Raw genomic sequence first — 18,866 nt, 5'->3', positions numbered from 1 at the left:
CTCTTCTTTAGGAGGATTTTCGTTTGTCAGTGGATAATTTATAAAAGAACAAGTGTTTCTATTATATGAAGAGGAGATGATCCCATGCCCCTAAAAAACTACGGCGTTTTAAAAGGCACAGCACTACAATCTATGATTGGAAAAGGGAAAACACCTCATTATCAAGTTCATTTGCAAGATGAATCAGGAGTAGACTATCGTATTGCAATTAATGTGAAATCACAGAGCTATCCATCAGAAGTACTATATTATGCCAGTGAAAATATTAAGTCGGAAGCTATTACTATTTTACCGACATTGCCATTTGGATTTACTGAAATTAAGAACAATAAGCCAGAGGTTGCACTAGATTATGTGAGGGGAAATTTATTCGATTCGAAACAGATGATTCCTTTGCCACCAGAAAAATCGGGAGCTAACAATGATTTAAATGAAAAAATAGAACACTATATAAAACAGGCAATAGAGGAAAAGGCAATTATTTATGCATTTGGAGAACGATGGGGTCCAGAAAATAATACACCAGATCGATATTTTCATTTTAAACCCGGTAATGGTATACATGATATTCACATGAATCAAGGAAATGTGGAAAAGTGGGAAAAGGATGATGGCGTATGGCAAGATGGCGGGATATTAATCCACTTCGAGAAAGAGAAGAAATGGGTCGGAATTTTCCTTGCGTTTCAGTCGCAGTCTTGGTGTACGGATGAAGAAGGGCATGCTCGGGTTCCAGTGGAGCAGTGCGATTATAAGAGTAAAAATTAATTAAAACAGCTAGTTCATCTCGAACTAGCTGTTTTAATTTTGTAGAATATAAAGCTGATACATACAGCGATACATGAAAATAGTATAGCGATGCTAGAGAAAGCGAGTAAGTACGTATTGTATTTCACTACATTACCTATCAGCTGATTACTATCATAATGAAACAATTCTGCTATTGTATTGAATAGGAACAAGACGATAAATATAGTAATCACACCATCTAATGAACCTTCTATATCTGGTTTACTCAAGGCAATGTGTGCAGAGATACAAATCGCGATGAAAAGAAACAGCCAAAAGGAAGGGGTAGAAAGGTTACTAATCGTAAAAAGACTTTTTAATAAGAGAAATGATGATACAAAAATATTTTGCAACATATCGATATTAATAGAAGCAGTTTGAGTATTTGTTTCAAGGGCATGTATAAATACTAAGTAGGATTGTGGTACGAAATAGTACATCAAAAATATCAAGGTGGCCATTCCTGAAAAAATAGGAGCAACTCCGATGAAGAAATTTCCTATCCTTTGATAGATACTTCTTTGATTATACTGGTGTCTTACATAACCTAAATAACCGTTACTTGTATCGGTTGGAAAGAGCTGCATTGCTACAATTTGATGTCTAAATACGATACACATAACAGCATGTCCAAGTTCATGTACGGGAACACCAATCCAAGCTGATAAAAGGAAGCCTTTTTTGCCAAAAGCTCTTGTCCAATACGCCCGTGTAAGAGATTCTAAATAACCCAATAAAAAACCAACTAAAATGATGACACCTAGTAATGAAAATAATTGTATCAAGCTAGTCAGGAATATATGAAAAATTGAGTATGCAAATTCCATATTCTTCATCCAATCTATGTATTTTACGAAATTCTTTTTGATATTGTTTATCATACCACTTTGTTAGTAGATTACCAGAATAGATACGATGGAAATGTATAGAATATATAGCTTTTTCTTGTAGGCATGTTTTGTTTCCTTACACATATATTGAATTTGTAGCAGCTTAGAAGATACATGCTAAGGGGGAGATGCTAAGATGACGTGTCCAAATTGTAAAACTGAGCATACAAGTGAAGCGAAATTTTGCGGTAATTGCGGGCATGCACTGACTGAACAAGATGTAGAGAATCGTGCAAAGCAGGGAGAACAGCAGTTGTCTCAGTCAGCACCTATGCAGGCAATACGCTCAAATGAAACGGTAGGGCAGGCGAAGCAATTTGCGAGTGATTACCTTCAGTTTTTTAAGAATGCATTGAAAGCTCCTTCAGCAATTATGAAAAGTGGACATATTGAGATAAGAAATGGGATTGCAAGTCTTGTTCTTATTTGTTTTTTATTTGCTTGTTTGTTTTACCGAATGATGAGTGCCACTGTATCGATTGCAACGGGTATTATAGGAGGTGCTGGTTTTGCACCTGAAGCAACCCCTTCTTTTTTCGGGGAATCAGTTAAAGTCTTTTTCTTTTTATTAATTTTATTTCTTTTTATTGGAGGTATCATTTTTGTAAGTGGAAAACTCATGAAATCATCTTTTTCTTTTTTAGAAACGCTTGGGGTGTGGGGGACAGTATCAACACCAGCTGTCGCTGTACTTGTTATTGCACTCTTATTTAGCTTTTTGTTAAGTTTTCTAGCACCGCTATTTTTAGGGCTTGCTGTGACGGGAATGACTATTTGTACAATTGTTTCAATACTAAAGTTAGACCGTGGTGGAGTAGATCCAGTTTATACACTTATTATCGCATATATTTGCATTTCAATTGCGAGCTGGATTGTGCTTTGGTCTTATATAAAAACAATAGTTGATACCTTAACTAGCGGGTTAAAAATCTTCTAATGAAAAGGTTGTACTTATGAAACAAAGTCAAAATTATGTGACTCCGTATTATACAAGAGAGTTGGATGATATTGAGGCGTATAATGATGAGCTTATAAAGTCAAAGGAATAACGAATACAATGGAATAGAGCTAGATTCCTTATTTGAGCAAGAAGATAGATGGACAACGCTACTCATCTATCTTCTTTTGCTATTTTTATCATTTTAACCGAGAAGACCCCCTCCTCTAAACGAAGTGAAGGTGGGGGTAGTTCAATACTAGTGAAAAGTGCTTTTTGTTGTTAAAAAGTGTAGAAGAATTCATACTGTGTATAAGAAAAGGATTTATTTCAATGGAATTTGGATACGGTAAAACAGTAGAGAATAATTAAAGGAGTGATATAGTTGAACTATGTAATTATTGGCGGAGATGCAGCTGGTATGAGTGCGGCAATGCAAATTGTTAGAAATGATAAAGAAGCAAAAGTCGTTACATTAGAAAAAGGAGAAATATACTCATATGCGCAGTGCGGTCTTCCATATGTTATTAGCGGTATGATTGCTTCTACTGAAAAATTAATTGCACGAGGCGTTAGCACATTTCGTGATAAGTATGGAATTGATGCTAAAACAAATCATGAAGTAACGAAAATTGATACTGAAAACAAAATCGTACATGGTATACATACAGAGACGAAAGATTCATTTCAATTTACATATGATCGCTTGTTAATTGCGACAGGAGTTAGACCTGTTATGCCAGATTGGGAAGGGAGGGAGTTGCAAGGTATTCACCTTTTAAAAACAATTCCGGATGCCCATAGAATATTGGAGACGTTACAAGAACAAAATGTTGAGCAAGTAACAATTATCGGCGGTGGGGCAATTGGTCTTGAAATGGCTGAAACATTTGTGGAACTTGGGAAAAAGGTACGAATGATTGAACGAAATGATCATATCGGTACGATTTATGATGCTGATATGGCAGCACATATACATGAAGAAGCGGCGAAACATAATATTGAAATTTTAACAAATGAAAATGTAAAAACTTTTAAAGGAAATGAGAAAGTCGAATGGGTTGAAACAGATAAAGGAACATACAAAACAGATCTTGTTTTAGTATCCGTTGGTGTAAAACCGAATACAGATTTTCTTGAAGGAACCGATATACGTACAAATAACAAAGGGGCCATAGAAGTAAATGCCTATATGCAAACGAATGTCGAGGATGTTTATGCTGCGGGAGATTGTGCAACGCACTATCATATTGTAAAGGAAATACAGGACCATATTCCAATCGGTACAACTGCGAATAAACATGGGCGTCTTGCTGGACTAAATATGGTTGATAAACGAAGAGCATTTAAAGGTACTCTCGGTACGGGCATTATTAAATTTATGGGACTTACATTAGCAAGAACGGGTTTAAATGAAAAAGAAGCGCGCGGACTAAAATTACCATATAGGGCGGTGAAGGTAGATTCAACAAGTATGGCGGGTTACTATCCAAATGCAACGCCACTTTATGTGAAATTATTATATCGTTCAGATACGAAACAATTGCTTGGTGGACAAGTTATCGGAGAAGAAGGCGTGGATAAACGAATTGATGTTATTGCAATGGCGCTCTTTCATAAAATGAGTATACACGATTTAGAGGATGTCGATTTAAGCTATGCACCGCCGTATAATAGTGTTTGGGATCCAATTCAACAAGCAGCACGGCGAGCGGAATAGATGATAAAGGTAGCACTTCTTGATGAAGTGCTATTTTTTCGTGGTAAGTGGAGGGTATAAAAACTAATGTACATGATTCAAGAGTGAATCTTGAACCATGTTGTGTGTATTACTTCTATTTACCTCTATTGAATATATGTATCCTGCAATTTGTAGGCAGTAAGAGATGTTAAGGAAGCAAAAGAAGATAGGTGGAGGATAAACTGCCCGTAAAAGCCAGATTGGTGAGGGCTAATAATCAGTGGGGGATGAAGAAAACTTCCACTGATTAAAGTTTCACTTTATATCGTATCTGTCTTAATTCATTAATACATAATATAAAGTTAGCGTTGTAAATAGTACAAAGAAAAAATTAACAAATAAAAAGAATACCTGTGCTATTCTTTCGTGATGTAGTTTAATGGGCATTAGATAATCTGTTGTCCCCTCAATTAAAAATATAATTAATACAACATGTAACATAAAATGACCAATAATTTCTGTAATACCAAATATAAGTGTTGTTAACATGAAGATAATGGTTGCGATTACAGCAAGTGTTCGGTTTAATATCCCTACTATCAATAGATAACCGATTACAATTTCAATAAATGCACATAGTACAATAAAAACATCAGGTATAAAGCCAAAAGTAGGGACATTATGCTTCATTACAACATCTACAGCCATAGATGGGTAGACTAGTTTTTCAATTGCTACCCAGTAAAGAGAAAAACCTGTGCCAAAATATAATATTGGTATACTAAATTTTTTCAATTTTATACAATTTAAAAGTAATGCAATTGCGATAGCTATGTAAAATAGATAATCAATTGTACGTAAAAAACCTGTTGCTACTGTAAGCCATATGTATAAACCTAGTATTCCTAAAGCACCAATTATAGTTCCAATGTAATGGGGGATAATTAGGGGAAAAATAATTCCTACTATTATTATCCAGGTTAATATCTCTGATTTAATGGGGAATTCTGGTGCGAAAATAGTACCTGATAATATTTGGATTATAAGAGCAATTGCGGTTCCATATTTTAAGATGTATTTGGTATGAGTATCGTAGGACTTTAATCTGATTTCAGTTTTTTGTGACCATTTCCATTCATTCATTTTAGCTAAGATAAAAGGTAACATAGCTAATATAATAGTTGACAATAATGCAACTATGAGAAACAATGGATTAATTATGTTTTCTAGATTTTTTTTCTCTGGTACAACTGTAGTGAACCATTTGACATGAGCTTGAACCCAGTGAGGAGAAAAGAATATTAATAGTACGAGTATGTTTAGAGTTATATATTTTTTTATCATTGTTGTTCCCTTCATGGTAACTTATAGTTTTGGAAAATGAAAAAATGAGGAGGACTTTAAAAGTTTGTGTGGATATGAATATGGGAATTATATAAAATAATTCGTTTATTTAGTAATAGAACTTCATAATCGAAAACAATACCCCAGTAAAAGTGGAGTATTGTTCGTTTCGTATTCTATGTAGAAAAGATTTTTCTGTTTAACTTTTTGCACCAAAACCCTCTAGATTTTCTTGTATATTACATATTACTTAGTTGTAATTGGTTTCCATAATGATAAGGCAGATATCCAAGTTGGGTCACCGTTCCCTTGATAATCTTGAACAGCTTCGTATATTTTGCCTTGGTGCTCTACTCGATCGCCTTTTTTATATGCTTTAGATGGATCCCATTGTTCATAAGATGAACCTTGCTCTTTTGTAGTTACAGTTAAAATGTTACTTTTAATAGATTCATTTCCAGCTGCATCCACTGCAGTAACTGCATACTTATATGTTGTATTTGCTTGTAGATTCATGTCCATAAAGGATGTAGTTTGGGATGTTCCAACTACAGTCATTTGTCCTCCTGCTGTTTCACGATATACAGCATAATGATCCACTGCTACATTATCGTCTGATGCACTCCACATTAAGTCCGCACTTGAAGCTGTTACTTCCATAGTATGTAGTGTAGTTGGTTGCGTTGGTGCTTCTGTATCTGGAACTTCATCTGTTGTCTTTGCAACTACAGCTTGACTTTCTTCAGAAACGTTTCCAGCTGCATCTATTGCTTTTACTGTATACGTATATTCTGTATTTGCTTGTAAGCTTTTATCTGTGAATGTTGTTCCAACTACAGTTTTAATTACTTGTCCATCACGTAATACTTGGTATTCTTTTACGCCTACATTGTCTGTAGAAGGCTCCCATTTTAGATTGACACTGTTAAAGGTAACGTTCGTTACATCTAATCCTGTTGGCTGAGTTGGCGCTTCCGTATCTGGAGTTTCATTATTTACTAAATTCACATCAATTACATTATAGAAAGCATTTGAAGTATCATATACATCCCAAACGGCTAAAATAACGTGGTAGCCACTACGATCAGTTGGTACGTTAATTGTATGAGTTAGGTTATTCGTTGCTTGAGAACCGTCATGTTCAACAGTTCCAATTGGTTCAAGATCAGCGCGGGTTAGTGGTTTATTTGGATCCCATCCTTTTTTAGTAATATAATAGTGCCATTTGCTTGTCGGATGTGTTGCAGTGTATTTCCACGTAAAGGTATTTGCTCCCCCTGTAATCGTGTTCTTGAACCAACGATCTGGTGTTTGTTGGTCGAGAATTCCACCAAACAGGCCACCTGCAGAGGCAATTTTACCATCAGTTGGTCCGTCTTGTGGAAATCCTTTTCGTGCCTCTAGACTCTGTGGCTCATACATTACGTTTCCGCAATTTAAGTTAAGTGCGCCGTAATTTTGACTACATAAAGCGGCACGGCTTCCCGGTTTTTCAACGAATCCATGTGCGTATGCGCTTTCAGGAACTGCTGTAATTCCTATGATTCCAGCTGCTAATATGGCAGCACTTACCCCCTTTTTACTTTTACTTAGTTTTGTAAATTTAGATGCAAACTTCTTGTTCATTTTTGTGTCCCCCTGTATTTTTTATGGCAAGCATGAGGGTTTTGATGCAAACAGGTAAAAAGAAAATTCTATTATGCTGATTATTTCTTATACTTTCAATTAGAAAAGAATACTTTTAAATATCTATAAAGTAAGAGAGACACCATTAGATAAAAAATATTATTTTTGTTTGTGCAAAACTTTATTTCTATTAATATGATAGCTGTGAACACAAAATCAAACAAACTTCGTATTAATATGACAATAGTTGCATAAAATGAATAAGTTTTTGTACTAGGTAATGAGAATTGATCCTAAATAAAATAAAAATATTACATTATTGCGTTATTTACTGTTTGACAGAAGCGAACAACGCTATAAATTTTCATAAAATGTTCACACTTTACTTATTGATAGTTAAAGAACAACCTTAGCAAGTTTTATTAGTGATATAAAATTAAAGTGAGGGATAGAGAAGGGATGGAAAAGTTTGATGTAGGAAATTCAAGAGAATAAAAAGAAAAGCACTCATTTCAGTGCTTTTCTTAATAATAGATCCCCACGTTTTTATACTAAAGCTAGTGTTACATTGCTATTAGCTGAATAAAAAACAACTAATATACTATTTTTATTAGGATTGTACAACATGCTGATGTTATTAAATAATTATTATAGATATCTATACGTCTTTACCAATAGTTTTGTAACATGAGGAATTTTTTGTTTGTTGCATTACTTTATAAATTAAGTAATCTACCTCTTGGCTAAGGTTAAGGACTTTATGATGATTGAAACCATATTTTGTAACTAGGTGAATCAATTCTTTCTTTTTTTCCTCGATTTTATGATTTAGCATAGTCATCTCCAAATATAGCAATTCTTCTCTAATTATAGAAGTAATGTAAGAAAAGTGTCTTTTTTATTATTAAAAAGCAACAGCATGTTAATGATCTATCAGTACTTTTTGTAGAAAACATAAATCATTATTGTACTATTTAATAAAAAATAATATTGTTTTCTCGCACCTTATTATGAATTCTTCACTCCATTTGCCTTTCATGTATATGTAGTAATTTTACTAAATATTAAATGAATGTAGTAGGAAGAGTTAAGTGTTAAGTTTAAAAAGTCTGCATTTTTTAATAATACATATTGACGAAAATTTATGCAATATGAACACAAAAGGATACTTTTAGACTAATATTAAGTAGATTTTCCTCTGTTTTATTATAGGGAATCGAACAAATATAGTTAAAACTCTACATTCTGATAAAAAAAGATTTAAGAAAAACATAACAATAAGTTAAAAGTTCAATATATAGACAAATATTTTGATCAAAGGCAACCTATTAGTTATGGAAAATTTTGAAGGAAACAGAGTGCTAATGCTCAAATACTCATGGGAATGTATTAATTGAATACGGTTTATATACAATATTTATGACTTAAGCTTTATCCATTGTGCGTTTCTCCCTTTTGAAATTAGTTTTATATATCCTTGTAACTGTAAGGAATGCAATGTCCTATTAATAGTACTTTCACCTATATCTGGGTAAGCATTACGAATATTTTCTTTAGTGAAAGAATATTTTTGTTCATCTATGTATTTTTTAATTCTTTTACTTTTCGTATGAGTAATTATATGACTTCTTACTAGAGTATGTAATTCTTGATATGCTGCTAAAACAATAGTTAAAAAGACTTTTAACCAAAAACCTATACAGTGTTCGCCATAGTACCAGTTAGCCGCAGATTTATAAAGTGCAGTATAGTAATCTAACTGGTGCTTTTTAATATATTTATCTATACATATGTATTTTACAAATGTATATCCACTTTTAATTAATAACAATTGAATTAAGATTTGTGCCAGCCTTCCATTTCCTTTATTAAAAGGATAAATACACAGGAAATTTAATATAAATCGAGGGATTAGTAAGAGTGAATGAAAATCACCATTAGATCTTAATGTATTATATTGTTCGCATAGTTGATGCAAAGCTTGTGGAATTGCTTCATATGAAATAGCTTTGTACTGATTAGGATTAATATTAAACTCTGGAATATTAGGTAAAATAGGTTTTGTTTTTCGCCAATTCCCACTTTCGGAAGTGGAGTAATTTAATAGTTGGAAATGCAGTTCTTGAATCGTCTCTGGTTTAATAGGCAATGTATGGTATTTTTTTTGTATGAGTTCTAATGTTGTATAATAACAAACTAAGGCATCCTCTTCTATTGTTTGAGGGGCCATATCATTAAGTATTAAATTTTGTAACTGTTTATTTGAGAATGTAATATTTTCATACATAATAGTAGAATTCTTCATATATTGTAGTGGAATATTTTTCTCCAAAAGATTAAATAATTCTGGTCTGAGATGTTGATAAACTTCTAGTTTTCCTTTGTATTCACTAATTTCACTTACTAAATTTAGAAGTTCCTTCTTATTTTCTAAACTGACATATTTTTCTTCGAAAAAGTTTCTCATTTTGTTCCCTCCTTTACCCTATAAATGTGTTAAGACATACGTACGTTCCATTCTAAAGATAAATAATACAACAAAATTAAAAAATAAAGTTTGTAATTTATAAAATACCTCTGATTATTTTTTGAACTTTTCATAGTATTTACAGCGTTGATTCAAAGATAAATAAGGCAATTTTGTAACAAAGTACTATTATTCGTTGTGCAAAAGCAGTAAAAATGAAATAAAACATGTCTATTTTATCTAAAATAGACAAGAATACTCCATCTTCAATCGTGTACAGGGTATAGCCCGATGATAAGGTATGAAAGAAATACATCTAAGGTATTAAATATAATAGTAAAGTAGTTTTAATGGAAGGGTAGAACTAGATTTCCATATAATCTATATGTATTTTAAAATTTATTGAAAGTTTTTTGACAGGTTACTACTTGTTATTATGTTTTGAATAGAAAATGAAATCATCATAAATCTTAATTCTATAATTTATTATTCATTATTCATAAATGATAAGAGAATAATAAAAATGTGTCAGTTTTATAAGAATATAGATATAATATACGATTTGCTTGATTGTTGTACGGAGCAAAGAGCGTGAATTTTTTATTTTAGATCCTTTTAGCCAAGTGCGCGGGCGATAGTGAATAAGGGCTGTTTTTCTTTATTTTGAAAATATCAAGTTATACAAAAGATGTATGAAATACTATTTGCTCTTGAAAAATACAGTACTTATCTATTATATTTTCATATAGTATTTATTTTTTTTCATACATAAGAAGTACGATATATAGAAAAAAAGCTGGGAATAAGATATCGTAAATCATATGAATACATGACAAGAAAGCTAGCAATGAATGATGCAGGAGGATAAAACGATGTCTATAAATATGAAAACAGTAGAAGAGTGGATTGCGGAGTTAAATGCAAGACATGAGGAGGATTTTGGAGAAGTTGTTCAAGAAATGAAAGAACTCTGTGTTGCGATTGATAACGCTACATTAATTTACCCGAAAAATGTATTTTGCTTTGGCAAAAAAGCTGAAGTCTACTTTTTCTTCCAAGACCATGTTATCATGGGCATGGCGCAAGAAGAATCTATTCAAGTTGAAAAATTAAAGTATGAGAACATTACAGACATAAACCTAAAAACAAATGATAAAAATACAACATTAGAGTTGAAGTTCTCTAATGGGAATTCTATTATACTAGATAGTTTAAATGATAACTGTGGAACGAAGAATTGGTTATTTGTAAGACAGATTAAGAGTATATTTAAATTGATTTAGTAGAAAAGAGCAGACCTTAGAAGGTCTGCTTTTTTATGATTTACTCCCGACTATACAAAGACATCCTTTTTCTTCGTAATATTTTATATGTTGAAACCCAGTTTTGGTAAAAAGAGTTACTAATTCTTCAGTTATTTTAAATTTTTGCATATGATAATTGATTTTAAAGATTTCAGCAACAATCATAAAGGAGCCGTTTGGTTTTAAAACTCGAAAAACTTCTTTTATATCATGTTCTAAATTAGGCCAAAAGTAATGGGTTTGAAAGGCTGTAATGAGGTCAAAAAAGTTATCATCAAATGGAATAGAAGATACACTTGCTCTATGAATCATAACTTTTCCATTTTTCACATCACTTCTATTGGATTTTATCGAATTTTCTACTGCTTTTTCGGAATAATCAATGCCGTATATTGTTCCATAGGTGTTTATTTTAGAAAGGGTATGTATGGTTCGGCCGCTTCCGCAACCAATATCCAGTATTACTGAATCTTTTGGTATGTTTACTTTCTGTAATGCCCAATTTGTTAATCTAGCATGTACTGTATTCATAATGCATAGCATAGAAGAACCGATAGAACCTCTAGGATTTTTAGCTTGTTCGATTAATTTTTGCAATACGCTCAACTTTATCTCTCTCTATATATAGATTTCCTAAATTTGTATATTCGCTTTAGGTAATCCAAATTCCTTTAAAAAACACGCCCTTCGCTCAGTACACGGTGCTAGCAAAGGGCGTATTTTTAACTATGCAAATATCCTTTTAACCAAGTGCGAGGTCGATAGAAACCAACAGGAATTTGAATGAGGGTCGTTTTTCCGGTTGTATTAGTTTCATACAGTTTGTCACATAAGTTTGCATCAAACCCTAAGAGTGGATGTCCTCCCATATCCATAGCTGAGGCTGCTAAGACGAGCTTTTGTACGAGCATCCCAGCTTCTATTTGTTGAATCCGATATCCTCTATAACCTAAATCGTTTTTTAAATAATCTTTATTTCCCATTACATGTAAACAGAGTGGCACTTGAAAGAGGTTTACATTGTCCATTGTCATACCAGATTGTAAAGAGTGGCGTAGATCTCCATGTTGAATTTCTTCTAATGTATGGGCAGCATTGTTATAGGAATATGCACCATTTGGCAAACCTTCTACGTTATAAAAGCATCCGTACAGTGAGACGCGTACTTTTGGATTGGTATGTTTTCCGTCTAAATCATTTTGATAAGGAAAGGAAAGGCTTGCTTCTTGAAGCAAGGTAGCGAGTTGTGTTCCATTTATTTTTTTTAAGACAAAGTCTATATCAGGTGAATAGCGTTTTTGACAAACGGCTGCGAAGTCGTATGATAATCGTTCCACTTCGGGAAGTACGAAAGATTGCATATTGTGTGGAACATCTGCCTCTTCATGCAACGTGCGAAATGATTCTGTTGATTCTAGCATGGATGCTGTATTCATTTTTGTTAGCATAGGATACGCTGTAACGTCCTGTGAGCGAACAAAGTGTTCATGTTGCAAAAGAGGAAGGAGTTCAGACAGTTCGTGAGACGAGATGTTTTCTGTTGCTGTATGTTTTTGGTGAAACCATTCTGCTGTAGGCTTGTTAGATAACGGAATAACTGCGTATACACTTTCTTCTTGCTCAGATAGTCCGAGTAAGTGATTAATAGCTCGATCAAGATATTGAAAATATACACCAGAGGTATAGCCGAATTGTTTCGTGGTCTCTAGTAATTGACCGATGAGTACGCCGGCATCTAGACCTTGGAGCCGATAAGAAAAATTATTATATTTAAAGAAATTTTTCCAAAACATTGTTGATACGAAAGTAATACCAAAACAAGCGGATATATCACAGCGATTCCCAAGTGCCTGCGTGAGATAAGAATCAAAATTCCCTTCCCGAAGCAAAATCAGACGATGATGTGCTACGTCGTAATGGTAGATGCCATATGGGATAGTTTCAATTCTTAAATATAAATATAATTCATTTGGATATAAAGCCCCTCCTGAAGGAACAAATCTCCGATATATATTTGTTGTTGTTTGCTCTTCAGTTAAATTGAAAGAAGGCTGACATAATTGAGTTAGGCCAAATGTATACCAGAGACAATGTCCGATTTGCTCTAAAGTGGGTTCGTTAGACATATTTTGATCGCGTAGCGTTAACGGTATTTCTAAAGAAAGAGGAATGCCGGGTAGATTACGATATAGTTTATAGGGAAGGGGGGCATCAGCCCAGTCGACTTCTTTATTTTGGGGCATAATTTCATCGGTAGAAAAATGTAAATGATGTAGAAATGTTTCTAGTTGCATCAACAATCGACCTCCTTATCACGAATACCCCCACCTCAACATTTAGCAAAAATAAAGGAGAGGGGTGGGGGATGAAGAAAAAACGCTGATGGAAGTTTTACTTTATTATGGCTTATGGAAATGGATGCGGATGTGGATTAAGTTGTTCAAATGTAAGAGGCTCATCGATATATCCAAGTTCCATTGGTACAGTAAGTGCTCTTTGTAGTCCTTTTACGCGAGTAAGGTGATGGCCAAATGTCATTGGCAACATACCAGGAATCAATACTTTCACACAAGATAACCCGTTTTTCTGTATGAGAGGGACAGTTTGATCAATAACGATTACTTCAAGCCCTGAGTGATGTAGTCGATCTAAAAGATGGCGAAGATCCGAAGTTAGATCCCTATCGATAGATTTTAGCTGATGCATTTGTTGAAATGTTTGTACATGCCGATCGTCATTCAATAAAAATTGAAGGCGTTCCTCGGCTTCTAGTAAGCCATATACCATACTATGATCTTCCATTTGAGTGACAAGATAGGGATCGCGTAAACATTTTTCGTATTTTTGCTTGTTTGCTTCAAATTTTTCATCCATTGTAAGCAACATACCTGCTAATTCATGGATAGCATTTTTAACAGCTCGTAGTGGTTCCATGTGGGCACCGCCTGCACAGACGAGGTTCATGCCATCTTGTTTTGTATTTTTTGCAATTGCCCATATACTTGGGATACCATGTTCCATCGTTGCGTCAAAAACATGTAAATCATAGCCTGTAATGGTGCGCATTCGTTCAATCATCAATTGTAATTCCACATCATCCGCAGAAGCTAAATCAAGGCGGGGAAGTGGCAATTGCGCATACCAAGTTAGCAAGAAAGCATCGCGTTCGACTATTTCTAAAATACCATGGAAAATCGCTTCTTCTAAACTACCTCCAATTGCACAGCCGTTTGAGGTTTCATAGACAAAAGCATCCCTGTGTCCTAGACTATAATATGCAATTGATTCTGGAACTAAGACTGGACGGTTTTGTGATAAAGAATAACCCCATACCCAATCTTGAGGTTGATCAGGATCAAATGGTTTGAACGGGAAATTTGCTTTTTTATAATGTTCATCCGTATGTACACCAATTGTGAGAGGATTGATGGCTGTATCTTCGAAATCTCGGTAGCTACCATGAACATTCGTCCGTTTCCCGCGAGGAGCCATTCCGCAGTATCTCTCCAACCCTTCTAAAATCGCGGTTGCCTCGCTAGTTACGAATGAATGTGTTCGACCTGCAACCCCTTCATTACCTAAAAGTAACGGCATATTTACAATTACGTCAGCGAATGGTAATAAGGAATGTTGCATTTTCCCGTTTAAAAGTCCAGTCCGATAATCTAAATAATCTTGCGTCAAAAATGCATTTAAATCTTCAATAGAACGACAACGATAACTCTCACCATTTGTTTTAAAACTTGGTTGTAGAGAAAGGTAGGCAGCAGCTTCAGTGTCCTCGGGTATTGTACTACATATTGGGCATAGAGGATCAGGAAGAAAGGAATGACGTGAACATTGAAATGTTTGCATGTTAAGTAAAATTAGTTCTTCTGCTAAAGAGGTATGCCCCTCTGTTAATATCTTTTCTGTTTCAGCGTGAATAAGCTGGCACATTTGTAGTAATCCAGTTTGCGTTGCACATACATCCCTCTGTATGACATCATCCGTTTGTAAGGAATATTTCCGTTGTAATTCCCACATTTCCTTTTGGTCAAAGCCAGCTATAAAACGTCTTGCATCGGCACAATAGGAACATCCTGGTTTATTTGGTTTAACATAAGGACCAATAATCCCTTCGCCGAATGAAGTAAAGCCACGAAGCCAAGGGATGTTAGCAGATCGAAATATTTGTTCAGCTTTCTGATGTATAGAGGGAGGAGAACCATCGTGTAATACAAGAGCGAGATGAATATTTTCAGGGAGGGATTCTTCGATCGTATGTTGATGAATGATAGGGTAGTGAACCGACAATTGCTGATTTACATAGTCTGCAAGTGTGCCATCTCCTACAATTAATATTTTACGATCCATCAGTCTACCTCCTCTTTTATTACCACACCAACTACACCACCTAATCCTTCTTTTAAAAATGGTTCGATTGCTAGGTCGAGGACGTAGGGGTGAAGATTATGTTCTTTTAAATTCTGTAAAGCTAATTGTAAGGAATCTAAATGTGGAATCTCTTCTTCTTTTTGTACTTCAGTTCTAAACGACTCTGTATCGTGTAAAAGGACAGATGATTCCCATAATATATTAGAGTTATAGGGAGGCTCTTGATTTTGGAAATGAAGTAGTGCTTGTTGTAATGCGCTTCTTAGTGCTAGTGTCATATTTAGATTTGCACTACCATACCACTGGTTGTGTACGCGGACCCAAATAACAGGGAAACCTAGTATTTCTTCGCCAATTCCTATTTTTGGTGTCCCGTGTATTGTGCGGAGTGCATCTAAATAAAAACGGCAATGTTTGTCATGAATCTCTGTTAAGTGTAGCTCTGCAATTTTTTCTGTTTGGCTCAATTGTCGTGTTCTCAATGTGTGTGTTAAATGATTTTGTAGCGCGCGATAAACACCCTCTAGCATTGTTTCCCCAGCACCAATTCCAATAAATTCATCTTGTTCAGGAAGAAGAAAATGAATCATTTGAGTTACATATGCTTCAATCCCAGTTAGTCCTGCCTCGCGGCGTGCTTCATCATGAGTCAATCCGCCGCAAATTATTGTAGGGAGGAGGGTAGTGGGTCCTTCTGATAACGGATTTGCGACCTGAATATAGCACTGAGACAACGGTAATTGCTTTAGATTTTGTTCATCCCATATGTGAAAAATTCCAGAGGTTCTTGAAGTTAATTGGTCAAAAAAACGAAAAAGTTCATTCGAGTGATTTTGATCTGCATGTCGTTTGAGAGTTTCATCAAGGTCTGGTATCATTTTTATCGTAAAACTTTTAGTGGCTATAAGTGGGTGTTTAATAAAATTATGCCAATTGCCTTCAAGCGTTTCTAAATTTAGTAAAAAGAATTGCTTGTTTTTCTCCCTATCCGAAGCATCTGTAACATGTTTGAATAACTCAAAAACAATAATATTTGCTAACATAGCGCCAGCAATTGGAGAGAATGGCTCTGGTGATTGATTTTGTTGAAGAGCGTTTTCATGCATGCGATGCCATGCTGATTCCCAGCATTCTTTAGAGTCTGAAGTAATGACAGGACCAGCTAAGCCTATTTGCTCCAAACATAGAGCTGGAAGAAAGTTTTTCTTTTCTTCTCTACAAATTGCATGTATAGTTCTTAGCTTTTCGATATTGCCATTTTGAGAAACATATAGAATCCAATCAAAGGGCTGAAAAACTTCCTGCAAAGAACAATCTGTTGTTGTATTTATTTCTTGAACAAGTACATCTTGATCGGCAGTATAGGCTTTTTGCACAAGTTCGTTTAGCCGAGAGAGATTTGTTGCATCAGGATCGGTAATCAGATAGTGAAACTTAGGTAAACCAGATTCAAGTAAAGAAGAAACTAATGAAGTGAAAATAGATCCGGATCCAATTGCTAAGACTTTAGCTTGTCGATACATTTGAAATTTCAGGGCACCTGAATGAGAGAAAGTATCTAAAAATTCAATTTGCGATGCGTATCTCTCAAGTAATGCATCCTCTAATTGATGAGGAGAATCTTGACTTACATCTCGGACGAAACCATTTTGATGCAAAATTTCTCCAAGTTCAAACACTCTATTTTGATAAGGGAGGGGGAGTCCACTTGTTAGTTCTTCTAAAGTGTGATCTCCATTAAACATAGGCATTAATTTTTCAATCCATTCATAGATACCATTACCTTGCATCCGGAATGAGCTGGAGTTATTTCGAAAATAGACACCCCCGTTTGAGTCGGGAAGGAAAAAGGTATCCTTGTTCATTTTTAGTTTTGTGGAAGCGGGCAGAGCACTCATTGTATTCCTCCTTATCAGTCAATTTGTTCTAGGCACACATTGTTAGTGTATGTACTGTGATTTGTCCCTTATGAATTTTAACAGATTGCTATTATTTTAGAGTCTTTGTTTAATAAAAAAAGGCTGCATGAAAGATCGAATAAATCGATTCTTTCATACAGCCTTTTGTATTTCGAAAGTCTATCAACCTTCTAATAATAATGATTTTGGATCTTCAAGCATTTCTTTAACAGCAACAAGGAAGCTAACCGCTTCTTTACCATCGACAATACGGTGGTCGTAAGATAGAGCAATGTACATCATCGGACGGTTTTCCATACGTTCTGCATCGATTGCAACTGGTCTTACTTGAATTTTATGCATACCGAGAATACCTACTTGTGGGCTGTTTAGGATTGGTGTTGACATAAGGGAGCCAAACACACCACCGTTTGTAATTGTAAATGTACCACCTTGTAGTTCTTTTAATGTAAGTTTGTTATCGCGTGCTTTTTTACCTAGGTCACGAATTTCGCTTTCGATTTCAGCGAAGTTCAATTGGTTTGCATCGCGTACAACTGGAACAACTAATCCATCTGGAGCTGCTACAGCGATTCCGATATCATAGAATTTTTTAATGATAAGCTCGTCACCTTGAATTTCAGCATTTAACAATGGGAATTGTTTTAATGCTGCAACAACTGCTTTTGTGAAGAATGACATAAAGCCAAGACGAACATCATGTTTTTTCTCGAATGAGTCTTTACGTTCTTTACGTAATTCCATGATTGCAGTCATATCAACTTCGTTAAATGTTGTTAACATTGCAGATGTTTGTTGAACTTCTACAAGACGTTTTGCAATTGTTTGACGGCGGCGGGACATTTTTACGCGCTCAACTGGTTTTTCAAATTCAGTAGCCATAGCTGGTTTTGGACTTGTTTTTTCTTGTTTTGGCTCTGCTTTTGGTGCAGCAGCATGTGCTTGTACATCATGCGGTCTTACACGGCCAAGTGGATCAGTGCTGCGTACTTCATTTAAGTCAATTCCTAATTCACGTGCCATTTTTCTAGCAGCAGGTGATGCGATAGGGCGATCTGTATTTGGAAGACCTTGTAAAGCTGTTTTATTTTGCGTTGCACTTGGAGCCTCAGCTTTTGGTGCTTCAGTAACTTCTTGTTTTGGTTGTTCTGGAGCTGCTGCTGGAGCAGGTGTACTTACTGCAGCGCCGTTTGCATCTAAAATTGCAATGATGTCACCAACTTCAACTGTATCCCCAGGCTCTCCTAGTAGTTGTGATACAATACCTGAATCTTCTGCAATGATTTCTACATTGACTTTATCAGTTTCAAGCTCAACAACGCTGCCACCTTTCTCAACTTTGTCGCCTACGTTGATAAGCCATTGTGAAATAGTTCCTTCTGAAATAGATTCTGCAAGCTCAGGTACTTTAATTTCGATCATTTTAAATGTCCTCCCCTTATTTGCCTAACGGTGTGTTTTGTCTTCTTTTCTCTTCGGTAATCTCCATCTTTTCCAGCTTAATTGGGCAGAAATTCTTTACGATTTTGAGT

The 18,866-nt window shown here is 35.0% G+C and carries 14 protein-coding genes; 4 read left to right on the top strand and 10 right to left on the bottom strand.

Annotated features, from left to right (window positions below):
- The first annotated feature begins 84 nt into the window (after nucleotides 1-84).
- On the top strand, nucleotides 85-768 hold the full coding sequence (locus Y7E_RS0118605; protein WP_017152770.1) for a DUF2278 family protein: 684 nt from the start codon (nucleotides 85-87) through the stop codon (nucleotides 766-768).
- 14 nt (nucleotides 769-782) lie between these two features.
- On the opposite strand, the gene Y7E_RS0118600 is transcribed toward Y7E_RS0118605, so the two are convergent.
- Nucleotides 783-1,625, bottom strand: a complete 843-nt coding sequence (locus tag Y7E_RS0118600) for a hypothetical protein (protein ID WP_167321111.1) — start codon at nucleotides 1,623-1,625, stop codon at nucleotides 783-785.
- 190 nt (nucleotides 1,626-1,815) lie between these two features.
- Between Y7E_RS0118600 and Y7E_RS0118595 the strand changes: the two genes are divergently transcribed.
- Both Y7E_RS0118595 and Y7E_RS0118590 read left to right on the top strand, forming a co-directional pair.
- A complete protein-coding gene (locus tag Y7E_RS0118595; protein WP_017152768.1) occupies nucleotides 1,816-2,616 on the top strand; it encodes a zinc ribbon domain-containing protein in 801 nt (266 codons plus the stop codon).
- A 385-nt stretch (nucleotides 2,617-3,001) separates the two neighbouring features.
- Nucleotides 3,002-4,336, top strand: coding sequence for an FAD-dependent oxidoreductase (locus tag Y7E_RS0118590; RefSeq protein ID WP_017152767.1), 1,335 nt, complete (start codon nucleotides 3,002-3,004; stop codon nucleotides 4,334-4,336).
- Between the two features lie 297 nt (nucleotides 4,337-4,633).
- On the opposite strand, the gene Y7E_RS0118585 is transcribed toward Y7E_RS0118590, so the two are convergent.
- The 4 genes from Y7E_RS0118585 to Y7E_RS0118570 all read right to left on the bottom strand — a co-directional run bounded on the left by Y7E_RS0118585 (nucleotide 4,634) and on the right by Y7E_RS0118570 (nucleotide 9,734).
- Entirely contained in the window at nucleotides 4,634-5,641 is a 1,008-nt protein-coding gene (locus Y7E_RS0118585; RefSeq protein ID WP_017152766.1) for a hypothetical protein, read from the bottom strand.
- 246 nt (nucleotides 5,642-5,887) lie between these two features.
- Nucleotides 5,888-7,267, bottom strand: coding sequence for a lytic polysaccharide monooxygenase (locus Y7E_RS0118580; protein WP_017152765.1), 1,380 nt, complete (start codon nucleotides 7,265-7,267; stop codon nucleotides 5,888-5,890).
- 658 nt (nucleotides 7,268-7,925) lie between these two features.
- Nucleotides 7,926-8,102: an aspartyl-phosphate phosphatase Spo0E family protein gene (locus Y7E_RS30075; protein ID WP_017152764.1), complete on the bottom strand. Its 177-nt coding sequence runs from the start codon at nucleotides 8,100-8,102 to the stop codon at nucleotides 7,926-7,928.
- A gap of 582 nt (nucleotides 8,103-8,684) precedes the next feature.
- Nucleotides 8,685-9,734: a Fic family protein gene (locus Y7E_RS0118570; RefSeq protein ID WP_017152763.1), complete on the bottom strand. Its 1,050-nt coding sequence runs from the start codon at nucleotides 9,732-9,734 to the stop codon at nucleotides 8,685-8,687.
- 872 nt (nucleotides 9,735-10,606) lie between these two features.
- On the opposite strand from Y7E_RS0118570, the gene Y7E_RS0118565 reads away from it, so the two are divergent.
- Entirely contained in the window at nucleotides 10,607-11,017 is a 411-nt protein-coding gene (locus tag Y7E_RS0118565) for a DUF3908 family protein (RefSeq protein WP_017152762.1), read from the top strand.
- A 33-nt stretch (nucleotides 11,018-11,050) separates the two neighbouring features.
- Here the strand turns inward: Y7E_RS0118565 and Y7E_RS0118560 are convergent, their stop codons facing one another.
- From Y7E_RS0118560 to odhB, 5 genes are all read right to left on the bottom strand, one after another.
- Nucleotides 11,051-11,644: a class I SAM-dependent methyltransferase gene (locus tag Y7E_RS0118560; RefSeq protein ID WP_017152761.1), complete on the bottom strand. Its 594-nt coding sequence runs from the start codon at nucleotides 11,642-11,644 to the stop codon at nucleotides 11,051-11,053.
- 116 nt (nucleotides 11,645-11,760) lie between these two features.
- The gene (locus Y7E_RS0118555; protein ID WP_017152760.1) at nucleotides 11,761-13,332 is read right to left on the bottom strand and encodes a SagB family peptide dehydrogenase; all 1,572 of its coding nucleotides are present in this window, start codon (nucleotides 13,330-13,332) and stop codon (nucleotides 11,761-11,763) included.
- Between the two features lie 112 nt (nucleotides 13,333-13,444).
- Nucleotides 13,445-15,394: a TOMM precursor leader peptide-binding protein gene (locus Y7E_RS0118550; RefSeq protein WP_017152759.1), complete on the bottom strand. Its 1,950-nt coding sequence runs from the start codon at nucleotides 15,392-15,394 to the stop codon at nucleotides 13,445-13,447.
- Entirely contained in the window at nucleotides 15,394-17,313 is a 1,920-nt protein-coding gene (locus tag Y7E_RS0118545; RefSeq protein ID WP_017152758.1) for a putative thiazole-containing bacteriocin maturation protein, read from the bottom strand. The genes Y7E_RS0118550 and Y7E_RS0118545 overlap by 1 nt, the downstream gene beginning before the upstream one ends.
- Nucleotides 17,314-17,496: 183 nt before the next feature.
- Nucleotides 17,497-18,756 (bottom strand): 2-oxoglutarate dehydrogenase complex dihydrolipoyllysine-residue succinyltransferase, encoded by a 1,260-nt coding sequence (gene odhB, locus Y7E_RS0118540; protein ID WP_017152757.1) that lies wholly within the window; start codon nucleotides 18,754-18,756, stop codon nucleotides 17,497-17,499.
- Between the last annotated feature and the right edge of the window lie 110 nt (nucleotides 18,757-18,866).

The organism is Bacillus bingmayongensis, from assembly GCF_000299035.1.
In the GTDB taxonomy this organism is placed as follows: domain Bacteria; phylum Bacillota; class Bacilli; order Bacillales; family Bacillaceae_G; genus Bacillus_A; species Bacillus_A bingmayongensis.
This window is presented reverse-complemented; position numbering and strand designations above follow the sequence as displayed.

Coding starts and splice junctions, on each gene's coding strand:
- Y7E_RS0118585 (WP_017152766.1), bottom strand. CDS start 5,641: ATGATAAAAAAATATATAACTCTAAACATACTCGTACTATTAATATTC.
- Y7E_RS0118545 (WP_017152758.1), bottom strand. CDS start 17,313: ATGAGTGCTCTGCCCGCTTCCACAAAACTAAAAATGAACAAGGATACC.
- Y7E_RS0118565 (WP_017152762.1), top strand. CDS start 10,607: ATGTCTATAAATATGAAAACAGTAGAAGAGTGGATTGCGGAGTTAAAT.
- Y7E_RS0118550 (WP_017152759.1), bottom strand. CDS start 15,394: ATGGATCGTAAAATATTAATTGTAGGAGATGGCACACTTGCAGACTAT.
- Y7E_RS0118580 (WP_017152765.1), bottom strand. CDS start 7,267: ATGAACAAGAAGTTTGCATCTAAATTTACAAAACTAAGTAAAAGTAAA.
- Y7E_RS0118605 (WP_017152770.1), top strand. CDS start 85: ATGCCCCTAAAAAACTACGGCGTTTTAAAAGGCACAGCACTACAATCT.
- Y7E_RS0118595 (WP_017152768.1), top strand. CDS start 1,816: ATGACGTGTCCAAATTGTAAAACTGAGCATACAAGTGAAGCGAAATTT.
- Y7E_RS0118600 (WP_167321111.1), bottom strand. CDS start 1,625: ATGAAGAATATGGAATTTGCATACTCAATTTTTCATATATTCCTGACT.
- Y7E_RS30075 (WP_017152764.1), bottom strand. CDS start 8,102: ATGCTAAATCATAAAATCGAGGAAAAAAAGAAAGAATTGATTCACCTA.
- Y7E_RS0118570 (WP_017152763.1), bottom strand. CDS start 9,734: ATGAGAAACTTTTTCGAAGAAAAATATGTCAGTTTAGAAAATAAGAAG.
- odhB (WP_017152757.1), bottom strand. CDS start 18,756: ATGATCGAAATTAAAGTACCTGAGCTTGCAGAATCTATTTCAGAAGGA.
- Y7E_RS0118555 (WP_017152760.1), bottom strand. CDS start 13,332: ATGCAACTAGAAACATTTCTACATCATTTACATTTTTCTACCGATGAA.